This is a genomic window from Vibrio genomosp. F10 str. 9ZD137 (assembly GCF_049974785.1).
Classification (GTDB): domain Bacteria; phylum Pseudomonadota; class Gammaproteobacteria; order Enterobacterales; family Vibrionaceae; genus Vibrio.
In genome coordinates this window covers 1-17,752 of the sequence record NZ_JBNGCJ010001040.1, presented here as the reverse complement: position 1 = coordinate 17,752, position 17,752 = coordinate 1, and the positions used below count along the sequence as shown (strand labels likewise).

15 protein-coding genes and 1 riboswitch are annotated in these 17,752 nt (G+C 42.0%); of the genes, 9 read left to right on the top strand and 6 right to left on the bottom strand.

What is annotated here, in order from left to right; all coding sequences use genetic code 11:
• On the bottom strand, window positions 1-181 hold a 181-nt coding region (locus ACP45E_RS22135; RefSeq protein WP_069585531.1), incomplete at its 3' end, for a DUF2498 family protein.
• 357 nt (window positions 182-538) lie between these two features.
• On the opposite strand from ACP45E_RS22135, the gene topA reads away from it, so the two are divergent.
• The 5 genes from topA to ACP45E_RS22110 all read left to right on the top strand — a co-directional run bounded on the left by topA (window position 539) and on the right by ACP45E_RS22110 (window position 9,057).
• A complete protein-coding gene (gene topA, locus ACP45E_RS22130) occupies window positions 539-3,166 on the top strand; it encodes a type I DNA topoisomerase (protein ID WP_017033749.1) in 2,628 nt (875 codons plus the stop codon).
• A gap of 150 nt (window positions 3,167-3,316) precedes the next feature.
• Complete coding sequence (locus tag ACP45E_RS22125; protein ID WP_017039030.1) at window positions 3,317-5,032, top strand: GGDEF domain-containing protein; 1,716 nt, start codon at window positions 3,317-3,319, stop codon at window positions 5,030-5,032.
• A gap of 338 nt (window positions 5,033-5,370) precedes the next feature.
• Complete coding sequence (gene glgC / locus ACP45E_RS22120) at window positions 5,371-6,588, top strand: glucose-1-phosphate adenylyltransferase (RefSeq protein WP_017033751.1); 1,218 nt, start codon at window positions 5,371-5,373, stop codon at window positions 6,586-6,588.
• Window positions 6,578-8,032, top strand: coding sequence for a glycogen synthase GlgA (gene glgA / locus ACP45E_RS22115; RefSeq protein WP_017033752.1), 1,455 nt, complete (start codon window positions 6,578-6,580; stop codon window positions 8,030-8,032). Before glgC ends, glgA begins: the two co-directional genes overlap by 11 nt.
• 227 nt (window positions 8,033-8,259) lie before the next feature.
• Entirely contained in the window at window positions 8,260-9,057 is a 798-nt protein-coding gene (locus ACP45E_RS22110; RefSeq protein ID WP_017033753.1) for an alpha/beta fold hydrolase, read from the top strand.
• A gap of 100 nt (window positions 9,058-9,157) precedes the next feature.
• Here the strand turns inward: ACP45E_RS22110 and ACP45E_RS22105 are convergent, their stop codons facing one another.
• The 4 genes from ACP45E_RS22105 to torD form a co-directional block, all read right to left on the bottom strand.
• Window positions 9,158-9,850, bottom strand: a complete 693-nt coding sequence (locus ACP45E_RS22105) for a TVP38/TMEM64 family protein (protein WP_017033754.1) — start codon at window positions 9,848-9,850, stop codon at window positions 9,158-9,160.
• Window positions 9,851-9,996: 146 nt separating this feature from the next.
• Entirely contained in the window at window positions 9,997-10,587 is a 591-nt protein-coding gene (locus ACP45E_RS22100; protein WP_017033755.1) for a TfoX/Sxy family DNA transformation protein, read from the bottom strand.
• A 113-nt stretch (window positions 10,588-10,700) separates the two neighbouring features.
• Window positions 10,701-10,803, bottom strand: a riboswitch (cyclic di-GMP riboswitch).
• 142 nt (window positions 10,804-10,945) lie between these two features.
• Window positions 10,946-11,953, bottom strand: coding sequence for an HTH-type transcriptional repressor PurR (purR, locus tag ACP45E_RS22095; protein ID WP_017033756.1), 1,008 nt, complete (start codon window positions 11,951-11,953; stop codon window positions 10,946-10,948).
• 248 nt (window positions 11,954-12,201) lie between these two features.
• Window positions 12,202-12,849, bottom strand: coding sequence for a molecular chaperone TorD (gene torD, locus ACP45E_RS22090; protein WP_017039029.1), 648 nt, complete (start codon window positions 12,847-12,849; stop codon window positions 12,202-12,204).
• A gap of 242 nt (window positions 12,850-13,091) precedes the next feature.
• On the opposite strand from torD, the gene torR reads away from it, so the two are divergent.
• Window positions 13,092-13,805, top strand: a complete 714-nt coding sequence (gene torR / locus ACP45E_RS22085) for a two-component system response regulator TorR (RefSeq protein WP_017039028.1) — start codon at window positions 13,092-13,094, stop codon at window positions 13,803-13,805.
• Between the two features lie 149 nt (window positions 13,806-13,954).
• On the opposite strand, the gene elyC is transcribed toward torR, so the two are convergent.
• Window positions 13,955-14,758, bottom strand: a complete 804-nt coding sequence (gene elyC, locus ACP45E_RS22080) for an envelope biogenesis factor ElyC (protein WP_017033759.1) — start codon at window positions 14,756-14,758, stop codon at window positions 13,955-13,957.
• Between the two features lie 497 nt (window positions 14,759-15,255).
• Between elyC and mukF the strand changes: the two genes are divergently transcribed.
• From mukF to ACP45E_RS22065, 3 genes are all read left to right on the top strand, one after another.
• Complete coding sequence (gene mukF, locus ACP45E_RS22075; RefSeq protein WP_017039027.1) at window positions 15,256-16,593, top strand: chromosome partition protein MukF; 1,338 nt, start codon at window positions 15,256-15,258, stop codon at window positions 16,591-16,593.
• Window positions 16,574-17,320, top strand: a complete 747-nt coding sequence (gene mukE / locus ACP45E_RS22070) for a chromosome partition protein MukE (RefSeq protein ID WP_017039026.1) — start codon at window positions 16,574-16,576, stop codon at window positions 17,318-17,320. Before mukF ends, mukE begins: the two co-directional genes overlap by 20 nt.
• The coding region (locus ACP45E_RS22065; RefSeq protein WP_141707491.1) for an ATP-binding protein at window positions 17,317-17,752 on the top strand (436 nt) is incomplete at its 3' end. The genes mukE and ACP45E_RS22065, both read left to right, overlap by 4 nt.

Here is a 17,752-nt window from a genome sequence, read left to right as displayed (position 1 = left end):
CCCGCTCTTCCGATCTTGTAGGCATTCCGTTTTGATCTAAAAAATACTCGCCTTTAAAGATTAAAACCTCTTCTTTTTCTTCCACAGAGGTGGCTCTCATACCCTCAATATAGTCATCATGCTCCTGAATAATCTGATTGGCAATGAGCAATAAATCGAAACTAGAAATGGCGTTTTTCATGCGTATTTGGCTACTTTTTTGATGGATGGCATTTAGATATCGCTCTATCTTATGCGAGAAAAAAGGAAATTCAATGGAAAATATGAAAATGGATTTTGTGAGTTACGACTAAGTTTTATGTTAATGATTGGAAGCACAACGACTTAGGTGTTTAGTATGTGCCAGCTTATTGAGGTGCAGTCATTTATTTCTCGGTAATTTACCCGTGATTTTGTCGATTTGTCGACCAATTGAATTTATTTTTTAAAAAAAGATATTGATCTTCTTCGAATCTCGCTCGATAGTAAAAAAAGAACAAGCATTTAAGTATGTCATGCGATAAATTTCGCGCAGCGATTAAGGACATTTGAGTCAATTATGGGTAAATCACTCGTTATAGTGGAATCACCAGCCAAGGCAAAAACTATTAATAAGTACCTTGGTAAAGATTTCATCGTTAAATCTAGCGTCGGTCATGTGCGTGATCTTCCGACGGCGGGTCAAAGTACCGGAAAAAAAGCTGCAGCTATCTCGACTAAAGGGATGAGTGTTGAGGAAAAAGCACGCATCAAGAAAGAAAAAGACCGCAAAGCTTTAATCAAGAAAATGGGCATTAACCCATTTAATGACTGGGAAGCGAATTATCAAATACTTCCAGGTAAAGAAAAAGTCGTCGCCGAACTACAGAAATTGGCTAAAGATGCTGATTATGTTTATCTCGCAACCGATTTGGACCGCGAAGGAGAAGCGATCGCATGGCATCTTCGTGAGATCATCGGCGGTGATGAACAGCGATACAAACGAGTGGTCTTTAACGAAATCACCAAAAATGCGATTCAGCAGGCTTTTGAAACGCCTGGTGAATTGAATATGGATGGAGTCAATGCCCAACAAGCTCGACGTTTTATGGATCGAGTGGTTGGCTTTATGGTTTCGCCATTACTCTGGAAAAAAGTAGCACGAGGTTTATCGGCTGGTCGAGTTCAGTCGGTTGCGGTTAAACTTCTTGTCGAACGAGAGCGTGAAATTAAAGCGTTTATTCCAGAAGAGTTTTGGGATATTCATGCGAATACTCTGACTAGTACAGAGACTAATTTCCGTTTACAAGTTGCTCAAAAAGATGGTGTTGCTTTTAAGCCGACCAATGAACAGCAAACGCTATCTGCGGTTAATACCTTAGAAAATGCCACTTTTGAAGTGTGCAAGCGTGAAGATAGACCGACATCAAGTAAGCCATCTGCGCCTTATATCACTTCAACACTGCAGCAAGCTGCGAGTACACGTCTCGGCTATGGCGTGAAAAAGACCATGATGCTTGCTCAGAGGCTGTATGAGGGTGGTTACATCACGTACATGCGTACAGATTCAACTAACTTGAGTTCAGAGGCTGTAGAGTCTGTGAGAGAGTATATCAACACTGAGTTCGGTGAGAGCTACTTGCCAGCTAAACCTCTTGTTTACGGTAGCAAGGAAGGCGCTCAAGAAGCTCACGAAGCGATTCGTCCGTCTAGTGTTGAGGTTAAAACGGAAGACTTGCAAGGTATAGAACCTGACGCTCAGAAAGTGTACACATTAATTTGGAATCAGTTTGTTGCCTGTCAAATGACGCAAGCCAAATACGATTCTACCACCGTGAGCGTGAAAGCGGATGAATATACATTAAAAGCGAAAGGTCGCATCCTCAAGTTTGATGGTTGGACTCGTGTTCAACGTCCGTTAGGTAAAAATGAAGATCAGATTTTGCCCGCAGTACAAGTTGGCGATACATTAAAGCTTGAAACTCTAGAGCCGAAACAACATTTTACCAAGCCACCAGCCCGATTCACGGAAGCGGCACTTGTGAAAGAACTAGAGAAGCGTGGCATTGGTCGTCCTTCTACATACGCCTCTATTATTTCTACGATTCAAGACCGTGGTTATGTCAAAGTGGACCAACGTCGTTTCTATGCAGAGAAAATGGGTGAAATTGTCACCGATCGCCTCGATGGTAGTTTCGATGATTTAATGAACTTTGACTTTACCGCTCGAATGGAAGCTAAGCTTGACCAAGTCGCAGAAGGTAATATGGACTGGAAGGGGGTTCTCAACAACTTCTTCACAGACTTTACCGGTGATTTAGAAAAAGCCGATCTCGATGAGCTTGAAGGCGGAATGAAGCCAAACAATATTGTGGAAACCGATATTGAATGCCCAACCTGCTCGAGACCTATGGGGATTCGCACCGCATCAACAGGCGTGTTCTTAGGTTGTTCGGGTTATGCGTTGCCACCCAAAGAGCGTTGTAAAACGACAATAAACCTAGGCGATGAAGACGGTATTATCAATGTACTCGAAGAAGACGTTGAAACCGAGGCATTGAGAGCTAAGAAACGTTGTCCGATTTGTGAAACAGCAATGGATGCGTATCTGATTGACGAAAAACGTAAGATGCATGTTTGTGGTAACAACCCAAATTGTGATGGTTACGTTGTTGAGTACGGTGAATTCAAAGTTAAAGGTTACGACGGTCCTCTTGTTGAATGCGATAAATGTTCTTCAGATATGGTGCTAAAAAATGGCCGCTTTGGAAAATATATGGACTGTACCAGCGAGACCTGTAAGAACACGCGTAAGATTCTGAGAAATGGGGAAGTTGCACCACCCAAAGAAGATCCGGTTCATTTACCTGAATTACCATGTGAAAATTCAGATGCGTATTTTGTTTTGAGAGATGGTGCGTCTGGTCTATTCATGGCGGCGAGTAACTTTCCTAAATCGCGTGAAACCCGGGCACCATTGGTTTCCGAGTTGGTTCGGTTTAAAGATAGGCTATCCCCTAAATTTACTTACTTGGCTGATGCGCCAACGGAAGACCCTGATGGGTTGCCTACCGTAGTTCGATTTAGCCGTAAAACGAAAGAAAACTATGTGCGGTCTGAAATAGACGGTAAGCCTTCTGGCTGGACTGGCATGTTCGTCGATGGGAAATGGGAAATTACCGATAAAAGGAAAAAGCCCAAAAAGTAACGATTGAAAGCAGCTCACAAGAGCTGCTTTTTTCATACTTAAGTATGAGTTTTGCTTCTGAGATGTGATATATCTTATATTTTCCAGTGTCCCCTATTTACCTCGCAATCAACTAGCTCTAATGATGGAATAGTTACTAGAGTGATCGCTATGAATATTCGCACACAACTTACCTGGCTTTATACAATTGCTACAATCACTTTGATTGTGGTTGTCTTGTCGGTTGTCCGATATTATGAGCGCCAATTAACTATCGATCTGTTGTGGAAATATGGACAGATAGCCTCGACTTTCGATTTTGATAGTCTCTTACATGATGTTGAGCATGATGTCAGTATCGTCGAAGCATTGGCGACAAATCGCGCATTAGTCGCATGGGCGCAAGACACCGATCATGCCCAGTTCAAACATTCTGCTTTGCAGGTACTTCATGATTCTCACCAGCGATTTCATTCCAAAAACTCCTTCATTGCTTTAGACCAGTCACTGGAGTACTACTTTTTTGATTCTAGCCAGACTTCACAGGAGGAGGGGGGCGTTCTTCAACATCAATTAGAAGAAGGGAATGAGCATGATCGTTGGTTTTTCGATCATAAAGCCAGTGCGTTAACCGTGAATGTGAATTTAGATTACAGCAAGGAACTCAATGAAATATTTCTCTGGATTAATCAGGCTATCTACAATAAGGGTGAATTTCTTGGCATTGCTGGGACGGGGCTAGAGATATCAGAGTACAAACAGCACTTAAAGGAAAACGCGGAGGTTGGGATTAACACCATCCTGGTTGATCCGTTTTACCAAATCCAGCTTCCACGTCATCCACAACCGTCTCAACAGTATCCTAAGCCTTTAGCGTTTAGATCCATTATTGAGACTGTTGTCGACGAACAAGACTACCTAAATATTGAGTATTTGATGGAAAGGCAGCGTCTAGGTCAAGAGCCTGATAGGTTAGTCACTAAACTAGAAAGCAGTAATGTCATCGCTGCAATCGAATATCTCGATGTGATCGATTGGTATGAGATCTCGTTTATCAATGAAAAACACATTGTTCAATATAAACAGTCGTATTTGATTTACATCTTAATCGCCATTGTGATCGTTATTTTCTCTATGGCGCTTTATACCGTTATCGACAAACTATTCATAAAGCCAATAGTTGATACGCACGCCTCCTTACATCGATATTTAGATCCAAACAATAATGCGAAAAAAATGCGATTTATTAAAAAACCAAGTAACGAAATTGGGGCAATGATGAGTCAACTAGAATTGATGACCCACCCGCCCAAGCAGAAATCAGAGCGACAGTCTTTTCAATCGACACCGACACGACATGACCTTCATAGCCTAGAAACGTTAGACCCATTGACAGGATTGTACAGCAAAGTTGGAATAGAAAGAGAGATCTCTAAGGCGATAGCCATTTCTCAGCGAGAGGGAACGCGCTTTGGTTTGCTGTGGGTAGATATTGAACAATATAATTGTCATGATTTGTCTCTATCATCAGATATTGACGATGAAGTGAGCTATTCAGTCGCCGCCGCGATACAGACTTGCGTTAGAGAATATGATTCTGTTTGCCGTTGGAGTTATCGAGATTTTCTGCTCATGACCAACACCGATAGCGACAGATCACTAGAAGACTTATGCAAAAGGCTTGTACGTCAAATACGCAGTGTTCCTATGTTGTCTGATTACCGTTTAACAATCGGGGGAGCGTGTATTGATTCAAAGGACTCAATGAGAGATGCTCTTGCTAAAGCAGATGGCGCTTTATATTTAGCGAAGCGTTCGGTGAATAAATCCTATGTATTATGGTCAGTAGCTGACGAATCTGTAGCGAAATCGTTGTTTGATTCATAGCATCGCCGTCAGGGCATGTAAGTATTTGCAATATAAATGATACGAATAATTCCTTTATGGAACTTACATCAAAACCTTGTGTGTTTAATGTTACTGATTTGTTCGTATTTACTCTATATCTGTGAGCTAGCCAAGAATGTAAGAAGGAAACATAAAGGTAACTAACGTAATTGCATATTTGAAATTGTATTATTTTCGGAAGCAGTTACCGTATAGGAGCTTGATCGCGAAGTCGAAGTCGTTGATATCGACTTTGTGTAAAAGAAGGAACAGTGGCGCTACCCCCAATACTAATAAATATAGTGCCAAACAATAATATAATAAATATGGAGAAAAAAATGGCTGGTGTTTTAGGTATGATTCTTGCTGGCGGCGAAGGTTCTCGCCTTAGACCGTTAACCGAATCTCGGAGCAAACCTGCAGTCCCGTTTGGAGGCAGTTATCGTTTAATCGATTTCGCTCTGAATAACTTTGTTAACGCAGATTTGATGCGTATTTACGTACTGACGCAATTCAAATCTCAATCTTTATTCCACCACATGAAAAAAGGTTGGAATATCAGTGGGATTACCGATCGATTTATTGATCCAATCCCTGCTCAAATGAGAACGGGAAAGCGTTGGTATGAGGGAACTGCAGACGCAATTTATCAAAACTTGAACTTCATGCAATTAGCGGAACCGGATCAAGTCTGCATATTTGGCTCTGATCATATTTATAAAATGGACATCAGGCAAATGCTTGATTTCCATAAACAAAAAGAAGCGGCTTTAACGGTTTCTGCACTTCGTATGCCACTTGCTGAAGCGTCACAGTTTGGTGTCATTGAAGTTGATACAGAAGGCCGCATGGTGGGTTTCCAAGAGAAACCGGCCAATCCAAAGGCAATTCCAGGCGATCCGGAAAATGCATTAGTATCGATGGGCAACTACATTTTCGAAGCACAAAACCTTTATGCAGAGTTGATTGAAGATGCAGATAAAGAAGGCTCGTCGCATGATTTTGGCAATGACATCATTCCAAATATGTACCCACGTGGCGATGTGTTTGTTTATGACTTTAGTACGAATACCATTACAGGTGAGAGAGAAGAAGTTTATTGGCGAGATGTAGGTACGATCGATGCGTATTGGCAGGCTCATATGGATTTGTTGAAAAAGGATCCACCGTTCTCTTTATACAACCGAAAATGGCCTTTACATACATTTTATCCAGCATTACCACCAGCAACCTTTACCGACTCAGCCAATGGACGTGTTCAGATTATCGATAGCTTAGTCTGTAATGGTAGCTATGTTCGTGGTTCAAGAATTGAAAAATCAGTGTTGGGTTTCAGAAGTAACATTGCTTCAGCGTGTGATATTAGTGAAAGCATTCTATTAGGAGACGTCAAGATTGGTGAAGGCTGTGTATTGCGCCGTGTCATTGTTGACAAAAATGCCGATATTGCGCCAGGAACTCAGATTGGTGTGAATTTACAAGAAGATAAAAAGCACTATCATGTGTCAGAAGATGGTGTTGTTGTGATAGGAAAGGGCGAGAAAATTGGCTACTAAAAAGCTATCGATTTTATTTGTTGCTTCTGAGGTTGAAGGATTGATCAAAAGTGGTGGCTTGGCGGATGTTGCCAAGGCACTGCCTGAATCCTTGCAAAGATTGAAGCAAGTGGTGAAACTAGCTATTCCAGCTTACAGCCAAATCCCTAATATTGAAGATGCTGAGGTGTTGATTGATACTCAGTTGAATAGTTGGCCACATACTGAATATCAAGTCGTGAGTACCGAAGTATCAGGTGTTCCTGTCTATGCGATTCGTTGTGAGAAATATTTTTCTCGCAAGGAAATGTATGCGGAAAATAATCAAGCTTATACAGACAATGCAGAACGGTTCGCTTTTTTCAGTGCGGCAAGTTTAGACATGCTCCCTAAGCTTGGCTTCCAACCAAATATTGTTCATGCGAATGATTGGCACACGGGCCTCGTCCCATACTTTCTGAAAGTTCGTCATCAAGCAGACGCCTTTTATCAAGGCATGAGAAGTGTTATCTCAATTCATAACGCCGTTTTTAAAGGTGTGTTCAGCTACGATGAATTGCAGTCGGTCCCTGAGTTTCACTCTAGACATGTGCCGGAAGCTGCGGTAAGCGATACACATATCACTATGCTGAAAGCTGGAGTGATGTGTGCTGACAAGATCAATGCCGTTAGCCCGACGTACGCGGAAGAGCTTAAGACCGAGCTTGGAAGCCATGGCATGTCTTATGAGTTCAATCGTCGTAAAGATGATTTAGTGGGTATCCTCAATGGATGTGACTATTCATCGTGGAATCCAGAAACGGATGACTACCTGACTAAAACCTACAAAGCGACAAAGCAAAGTATGGTTCGCGGTAAGAAAGCTAATCGTCAAGCCTTACAAGAAGAAGTGGGTTTGCCGGTTAAAGATGTCGCCCTTTATGGGATGGTTTGTCGTCTGACACATCAAAAGGGTGTTCACTACTTGTTACCTATTTTGCATGAGTTTCTTAAGCATGATGTACAAATCGTCATTGTCGGTACCGGAGATCCAGTACTGGCGAGTCAATTGAAAGACATTGCGGCTCAACACGGAGACAAATTCGCATTTGTCGAAGCGTATAGCAATAAGCTGGCTCATTGGGTCGAAGCTGGTTCGGATTTCTTTTTGATGCCGTCTGAGTTTGAGCCGTGTGGCTTGAATCAGATTTATAGTATGTCCTACGGCACACTTCCGATAGTACGCGGAGTGGGCGGTTTAAAAGACAGCGTCACGGATTACGATGAGAACCCTGAACAAGCAACAGGTTTTGTCTTTACTGAGCCAACGGCAAATGCTCTTTTGCTGACGCTTATGCGTTCACTGTTACTTTATGCACAAAATACCCCAGAGATTCGTCGACTGCAGCTAGATGCAATGAAAAAGAATTTTTGTTGGGATGATGCAGCTAAGCACTATTTAGCTATGTATCGAAGTACTCAATAACACTCTATACATTCAAGCGCCTACGGGTGCTTTTTTTGCTTAAACGATAAAGGTTGTGCGGTTTAGATTCTGTAACGTTAATGTATCCCTATGTGAATGGTTGCGTCAGGCAACAACTAGAATACTATTTGAATGGTGTTTATTATCCGATAAATAGCATTTGCGATAAAATATGGTAGGCTTCTATGTTAGGTTCATTAGATTGCGTATTTAGGTTTTATTGAATAATGTCACAAACTCTACTTTTTCATAAGACATACGAACACCCTTCAAGTAATGAGTGGGTGGTTTTTGTGCACGGGGCAGGTGGAAGCTCGTCGATATGGTTCAAACAGATTAAAGCATACAAAGAGCATTTCAATATCTTGCTGCTTGATCTTCGTGGGCATGGAAAATCAAATCTATTTATCAAAGATCTTATTGCGAATCGTTATACGTTTAGAGAAGTGACCCTGGATATTTTGAAAGTACTGGATCACGTTAAAATTCGCTCTGCCCACTTTGTTGGCATGTCTCTAGGGACGATCATCGTTCAGAACATTGCAGAGATTGCGTCAGAGCGTGTACATAGTATGGTTTTAGGGGGCGCTGTTACACGGCTTAATATTCGTTCTCAAATATTAATAAAACTTGGTGACTTGAGTAAACACATCATCCCGTACATGTGGTTATATCGTTTGTTTGCTTATGTTGTTATGCCTCAGCGCAATCAGAAAGAGTCTCGTCATATGTTTGTACGAGAGGCAAAAAAATTATGTCAGAAAGAGTTTAAACGTTGGTTTATTTTGACGGCGGAAGTCAACCCATTGATGAAGTACTTCAAAAATAGAGAGTTACCGATCCCGACACTCTATTTAATGGGTGAGCAAGACTATATGTTTATCCAACCGGTAAAAGAAATGGTTGCGGCTCATCAAGATAGCAAACTGCTAGAAATACCTAATTGTGGCCATGTATGTAATGTTGAGCGCCCGGAAGAATTTAATCGTTACTCTATAGAGTTTATTAAAAACTGCACTCGATAGGTAGATTCCACTCACGCAAGAATCCCACCCAAGCAAGATCAATTAGGTGCTACACGAGCCTTATTCCGTAGCACCACGACTTTTTTGCCTCAAGAATACGTTACCCTTCATTTTGCTTCGCAGAGTCACTCTTTCTTATTATCGTCATAGCTTTCTTGGTGATGATTGGAAATAGCCCCAACAAAACAAACGATAGAATTACAGGCAAGGAGACAATGCCTGAAAGGCTTTCTATGTTGGCGAGTTGTGTTCCCGCGTTAAGATAGACAGCGGTACCCGGTAGCATACCGAGTTGACTCACGAGGTAGAATCTTAAAGCTGATATTGGCGTCAATCCCATTAAAAGGTTGATCAAAAAGAATGGAACAACAGGGATAAGACGCAGTGAAAAAAGATAAAACGCACCATCTTTTTCTACCCCTTCATTAATCGTCGAGAGTTTGGAACCGAATTTCTTTTGAACCCATTCCTTCAACAAAAATCGACTACTAAGAAAGGCAAGCGTTGCGCCTATTGAGCTGGCAAAAGAAACTAGAACTAAGCTGGTCCAAAATCCAAACAACGCGGCACCTAATAGAGTAACAACCGCAGCACCTGGGATAGAAAATGCGACCACAACGATATAAATCACAAAGTAACTTAGCGCTGCGATTACAAAGTTGGATTCAATAATATTACTCAATGATTCTTGCTGTGACTTTGCATTCTCTAAAGTCAAAAGGTGCCCGTAGTTTATCGTTAGAAACAAAATGGTGCCTATCAGAAAAATGGCAAAGAGTATTTTTTTATTCATAGTTAGAGAACCAGTAAGTTGATGTGTTTATAGAGAACCGTATTAGGGTGAAAAAATTTCAAGTAGCAATAGAATAAAAAGATTCAAGCTTTGATGCTGATAACGAGGCATAAAAAAACCAACATATGAATGTTGGCTTTTTTGAGTTATCTTAATCGATTCGCGAGTTCTTCCCGTCTCTCTTGGGGAATAACAGACCAGTGAGTCCCCTTAATGGCGCCTTCTAGCGCCCAAAGAAGCTCCAGCCCCACATCTGATGGGTGAGATTGCTGAATGGCCTTATAAGCGGCTACAGAGCCTTGTTCCTCAAGAGTTGCTACAGAATCAATACCCGCTTTTTTCAGCATTCTTTCCGTTGCCAACCTAAGATTTGGTAAATCCTTAAGGCGATCCGGTTTTGCAGATGCTTGGCTTTCTTTCTCTTTCTTTGCAATCTCTAATGAGTTTTTCGCTTCAGCGAGAGTGGTTGCTGAATCTGACATCCAATCATCAGGTAACGCATAATATTTTGTTACGACAGGGTGTCCGCGCTTTTTATAGACATATGGCATATAGCCTTGCTGCTTGAACTTTTTAACGGCAATGCTATCGGCTCTTATGTGAAGTTTGTCATTTACAACAAGTGCAAACATTGTGTCTTCAACAAAAATACCGAAACCGCCAAACATTGAACGAGACTTTACTCGTCCAAGCTGTTCAAACAGCCTCATTGAGTCTTTTAGTATTGGTTTATCCATGCTGTATGTTCTCGGTGTATGTTAAATACGCCACCAAATCAGGTCCGAGAGGTTAGCAAAATATGCAGAAACTGTGTCATTTACGGGTAAATTTTATGTTTGCATTGCTTGCCATCGGTAACCCCGCTACCTACCAACTCCTGTGATAAACAGAATGTTTGGTTTAGGCCGGAGGCTTTGCGTCCCACCTTTTCAAGTGGTTTGCCCTGTGCGTGACTGAAAATAAAGCTTTGATCAATTTGAATGAGAATCACAAAACCGCCTGGTTAGTGTGATGTTCATCCAACAAATTCATCTCAATATTGAGTCTAAACTATAACATATAATTAGCAAGTAAAGAAAAGCCGGTCAAAGCAAACTACTTATTGAGATCCTTTACGGTGTTTCGTTCTACGATTTCAGGGTGCATCTCAAATATGCGCTTTTCGTGATCTTTATCTTTGATTCTCTCAAGCAAAATTTCAAATGCATTTTTACCTACACGACGTTTGGGTTGGTGTACGGTCGTTAGTGGAGGAGAAAAGTACTCAGCAAGCTCAATATTGTCATAACCAATGACAGAGATATCGTTAGGAACGTTAATCCCTTTTTGCCCCAAGCGACTGATTAAACCGAGAGCCATCGTGTCGTTGAAACAGAAAATGGCCGTTGGTTTGTTGTCCATCGCCGCAATTTGGTCTGCTGCTAAGACTGCGGTATCACACTCAAAGTTACCTTCTAAGATCCAATCTTCATCGATTTTTAGGTTGGCTTCTGTCAATGCTCGCTTAAAGCCTAAAATGCGCTCTTGGCATGCTGCTTTTTCAAAATGCCCGCTTAGACAGGCAATATCTTTATGGCCTTTATCAATCAGGTATTTTGTGGCGAGATAACCACCTTCTTCTGAATTATCGATTATTTTATCAGCCTGGGAGCTTTCTGGGCCCCAATCCATGACAACCTTTGGAATGGTTGAGTGACGATCAAGCATTTCTCGAAGTTCTTCAGTAAGGTCAGAACACATGACCAGAATGCCATCCACTCGTTTCTCGGCCAGCATGCGAATATAGTCACGCTGTTTTTCATAGATACCGCCGGTGTTACAAAGAATCAGCGTGTAGCCTTGGCGATAACAATAGCTTTCAACACCGTCAATGACTTCAGAAAAGAAAAGATTAGTAGACTGAGTGACCAGCATGCCAATAGTTCGTGTTGTGTTGCATTTTAAGCTGCGGGCAACGGCACTTGGCGCGTAGTTGAGCTCTTCAACGGCTTTATTCACTTTTTCTTGTGTCGTTTCTGCCACGAATCGCGTTTTATTGATAACGTGAGAAACAGTGGTCGTTGATACGCCAGCTAAGCGAGCAACATCTTTAATTGTGGCCATAATTCTTTTCCTGTTAATTGCAGTTGCAATTCCATTCACTAACAAAGCGTTTCAGTGCTTACATGAGCAAAAACATCTTATTATGAGTAAAAACACAAAAACCGCCAATAATAGCGGTTAGTTAGTCATTCTTTTGTCGTTATTATTTCAATTTTAGACGTCATGTGAAGGACAAGCAATGAAAAGCGGTCATATTCGCGTGATCTAAAACGACAATTAGACAATATCATGGTGTTTATATCGAGTTTTTACTCGCCAGTTAAGTACTGGTAATCGAGTTCCAGAAAAGCACTCATCAATTCAGATACTGCAGCATAGAAACCGAAATCATCCAATTGCTGACATTTATGGGTGAATTGCGGGACCCAAGATAACAAGTAGGTTGAGATAAACTGTTCTTGCTCAATCAGCGCTTGGTCAAGGTGCTTTTCTATTTCAACTTCATTGGAACGGATAATCAGGTGACCTAAAAAATCGAGCTCAATAGCGATATGATCAGCCGGTTCATTGAGGGTTTCATGAACTGCCACATTATGCTTCGCCATCAGATCCGCCATTTCCTTTGCAGGGGTATCGTTGAGTATTCCAGCCTCGCCAATATAAATTGACGCGTATGGCAGAGCCGAATCTTTCTCTGACTTTAAAAATAGGTCACAAAAGTCAGCAGATAACTCAAGTTGTGCATCTTCTCTATCTTGCAGTCGATTCAGTGCATCAACGAGTTTATCAATCGCAGGCTTTAATGATGGGTTCTCTCCCAAACCAGTAAGGAAAGCTCTAATCTGAGCCGACTGGTACTGTTCGACATCCGGTTCTGTGAGTTCTTTGGCGAATAGACTAGATAGCCACCAGTAGATTTCAGCACGTTTTTCGTTGAATGCTTTTGTTTCTTGCATTGTCATTAGCCTTAACAGAAATAATCTTTCTAGTTTAACGAATAAAAATGAACAGGGTTACTTAAGAGTATGATAAAAATTGTGAAATTATGTCGAATTATGAACAGATTCAGCTATCTTGTTTTGAATCAATAAACTTGCAAGATTTGTCCAAACTTAACCGGATGAGCTAGAATTGTGATGAATTATGAATAGAATGGCTCTAGCAAAATCATTCCAATGAATAAAAATAAGTGGGTTAAATGACTTATCATATACTGGTCGTCGAAGACGATGCTGTCACACGCAGTAAGCTGGTCGGCTACTTTCAGAATGAAGGCTATACGGTGAGTGAAGCTCAAAGCGGTGAACAGATGCATGAAATATTGAACATGTCCTCTGTCGATTTGGTCATGCTTGACATTAACCTTCCAGGCTCTGATGGCCTGATGTTGACACGAGAACTGCGAAGTCAGTCGGACATGGGTATTATTTTGGTAACCGGGCGAACCGACAGCATTGATAAGATTGTTGGCTTAGAAATGGGCGCGGATGATTACGTCACCAAACCCTTTGAATTACGTGAACTGCTGGTTCGAGTGAAAAATTTATTGTGGCGGATCTCAACAGCAAAGAATGCCTCTTCTCTCCCTGCGGTAAAAGACGCCAACGAGAAATTGGTTCACTTTAGTGATTGGACGTTTGATATTCAGCGCAGAGCACTTAGTCGTGATGGTGTTCCGGTTAAACTGACCAAAGCCGAATACGAATTGCTTGTTGCGTTATCATCGTACCCTAACCAAGTGCTAAGCCGAGAACGTATACTCAACATGATCAGTCACCGCGTTGATGCGCCAAACGATCGTACTATTGATGTGTTGATCAGACGCATGAGAGCGAAAATGGAATACGACGCAAAGAACCCCCAAATTTTTGTCACTGTCCATGGCGAGGGGTATATGTTTGCCGGAGACTAAACCTAGCATTCGTAAAAGATTGTGTTCCCACAATCACGGTATTTATTCATAGGATAGACAAAACAGCCCGAACTTTATGACTTCGGGCTTTTAATATGGGAGCGATCTATCTCGGAGATTCATAAATTTAACCGTTTTAGAGATGACGCCTAAAGCGTATTGTCTTCTACTTCCAAAACGTTCTCTTCGTAATTGGCGGCTTTATCACGTAATGTTTGCCAGATCATCCCTAAGGTTTCGTGCCAATATCGTTCTGTTTGCTCTAGGTAGCGTGCTCTTGGTGTGTATTTTTCCCAAGGCTGATTAATATTTTGGTGGGCCAAGTAGTTAGTTGGCGCAGGAACTGGTTTAATTCCAGCGGAGTGAAACTCGTTTAGTGAGCGCTGCATATGACTTGCCGATGTAACGAGTATCAGTTTTTTCTGACCGACAAACGCCGCGGCTTGTCGCGCTTCTTCCCACGTATCTTTGGCTGTTTCCAGCAAGATAATATCAGACTTGGACACCCCTAACGCGAGTGCAACTTTCGCCATCATTCGCGCGTTACTAAATTCAGAACCTCCAGCGTAACCTGAGAGAATCAGTTTAGAACCCGGGTACATACGAGAGATTCGAATCCCTTCACTCAGTCTCATCAACGCAGTGCGACTGAGTTCAGAGGTGGGTGGGATTTGATCATCGACCACATGCCCACTGCCTAGAACCATCACGTAATCGATAGATTCATCGATGGGTAAAAAGGCAGAGTAAGTCCGCTCCATTGGCATTAGAAGGCGCGTAGAGATAGGTTGGAAAGCAATGAGGAAAATACCGCAAAGAGAAAACAATACGACAAAACATCCTGTCTTTCGTTTAGCGGTAAACATAATAAGCATCAAGCCTAAAAAACCAACAATGAGCATTGCAGGTAAAGGCATCAACAATGAAGAAACAATCTTTTTCAGCTCAAACATACAAAAATAGTCCGAAAAAACACCACTTGATAATAAAAATAGGAGAATCCTTCTCTATTCCTACCATTCCTATGACAGAATAGCGGGACAATTCTTTATCATAACCCAACTGTTGTAAGCGAACGCCGTGATTTCGACGATATCGCCCACAAATTTGTAAAAAACATGGATGGTTTGAGTAAAGCCTAGGCACGCCAAGTCATTGTTTGGGAAGACCTTCGGTTATTTTTACACGGTTTGAACATGGGTCTTTGTTACAGAAAGCACTTAGCGATTCTATTAAAACGGGCTCGTTAGGAGAAAATACTACGACACTCGTTAGACATTTATTCACTTAAAGGTGAATAGAGTATAGCGAGGATAGGGAACAACCCATAATAAGAAGCAGTACTGATTCTAGACAAACAGTCATGTCGAATAAGAGCCGTACTTGCCATTAGGCCGATGCATTGAAGTGTTGATGTGTTGGTAAAAAGAAAAAGAAATCAGGAATAGACATGAGTGAGATGACTCTCAATGTTGCTGAACAGCCAGTGGATGAATTGGTTGGTTGGGTAAAGCAGCACGATTTCTCATTAAACCTCTCAAATGAACGGCTCGCATTTTTAATAGCGTTAGCGGTTTTAAGTGATAATAGGTTTGATGAAGAACTGGGTGAAGGTGAGTTGCATGATGCTTTTACCATCGTCACTCGGATGTTTGAAAGTACCGGAGAAGCCTCCGCGTTTCGCGCGAATAACGCGATCAATGAATTGGTCAAGCAACGTTTAATCAGCCGTTTCACCAGTGAAGTGACGGATGGGGCGAGTATATACCGATTATCATCGCTTGCTATCGGCATCACCGATTACTACCTGCGTCACCGAGAATTTTCTAAGTTGAAACTATCGATTCAGCTTTCTATGGCTGCTGATGAAATGGCGAAAGCGTCTAAGTCAGCCCACCAAGGTGGCGATGCGACGCACTGGAAAAAGCGAGTGTATGGCGTTTTGAAATACTCGGTGGGTGAAATATTTGACCAAATAGATCTCAATCAACGAGTGATGGATGAACAGCAGCAGAACGTAAAGCTTCAAATAGCAGAGCTATTGAATAAAGACTGGCGAGAAGCCATTAATAATTGCGAATCTTTACTGTCAGAAACGTCGTCGACATTAAAAGAACTGCAAGATACCTTGCAAGCCGCTGGTGATGAACTGCAAACCCAAATTCTCGATATTCAAGGGTTGGTTTATGGTGATCCTACCTTTGAAGAAATTGAAGAAGCCTTGTTCAGTTTACAAACTAAATTAGATCGAATCATCAGCTGGGGTCAGCAGGCTATCGACCTTTGGATAGGGTACGATCGCCATGTGCACAAATTCATTCGTACTGCGATAGACATGGATCAAAACCGTGCGTTCAGTCAACGCCTACGTCAATCGGTTACCGATTATTTTGATACTCCATGGTATCTGACTTATGCAGATGCGGAACGATTAAGTGACTTACGAGATGAAGCCCTTGTTCTTCGTGATGATGAAGTCACAGGGCAAGTTCCACTTGACGTTGAGTATGAAGAAATTCAACGAGTGAATACAGAGTTATCAACCAAAATCAGTTCGATGCTCAAGCAGCATAAAGAACAGGGCAGCCATATCGATCTAAGTCAGGTGCTGCGCGACTATCTATTCACTCATCCACAGACTCATCATTTTGATTTAGCCAGAATGATTATTGATCAAGCCGTTCGATTAGGGTATTCGGAATCAGACTACCGAGCGATTCAACCTAATTGGCAAGCAATTAATGATTTTGGTGCAAAGGTACAAGCAAATGTCATCGACCGATATTAATGAATACATGCCAGAAAACCTGGCAAAAGCAATATCAAACCCACTGTTCCCAGAACTCGACAGCCTATTGCGCATGGGGCGTCATGTATCGAGTGACGATCTGGATAAACACGCTTTACTCAGTGATTTTGAAACGGAATTGGCCCTTTTCTATCAACGCTATAACGTTGAGTTGGTGAAAGCACCGGAAGGCTTTTTCTATCTTCGTCCACGTTCAACCTCGCTTATCAACCGCAGTGTATTAACTGAGCTCGATATGCTGGTGGGTAAAGTTCTGTGTTTCCTGTACCTAAGCCCAGAGAGACTTGCCCATGAAGGCATTTTTACCAATCAAGAGCTGTATGAAGAGCTACTGAACCTCGCTGATGAAAAGAAACTTATGAAGTTAGTGACAAACAGGGCAAGCGGATCAGATTTAGATAGAGAAAAACTGTTTGAAAAAGTACGGACTTCACTGCGTCGATTACGCCGATTAGGCATGGTAATTAATGTGGGTGAAACCGGTAAATTTCAGATAAGCGAGTCGGTTTTCCGTTTTGGTGCCGATGTTCGTATTGGTGATGATGTTAGAGACGCGCAGCTGCGTTTGATTCGAGATGGTGAAGCGGTGGTTCATACGCAACAACCAAGCCAAGGGGAATTGTTACAAGATAGCGACGACTCTGAAGACAATGATGACGCTCAATATAGCGAAGCAGACGAAACAGATATGGAAGGTAACGCATGATTGAAAGAGGAAAGTATCAATCACTCACGATGATCAACTGGAACGGTTTCTTTGCGCGAACCTTTGATATTGATGATTTAGTTACCACCTTGTCGGGTGGGAACGGTGCGGGTAAGTCGACCACTATGGCCGCTTTTATTACGGCGCTTATTCCAGACCAAAGCTTACTTCACTTTAGAAATACAACAGAAGCGGGGAGCTCACAAGCCTCACGTGATAAAGGGCTTTACGGGAAGTTGCAGCCTGGCGCATGTTACGCAGCTCTTGACGTTGTGAACTCGAAAAAACAACGTTTACTGTTTGCCGTGAAGCTTCAGCAGGTGGCCGGTCGAGACAAAAAAGTCGATATTAAACCGTTTGTCATTCAAGGTTTACCGAGCCATATCAAGCCAACGGAGATTCTGATTGAAAGCGTTTCAGACAGCCACGCTC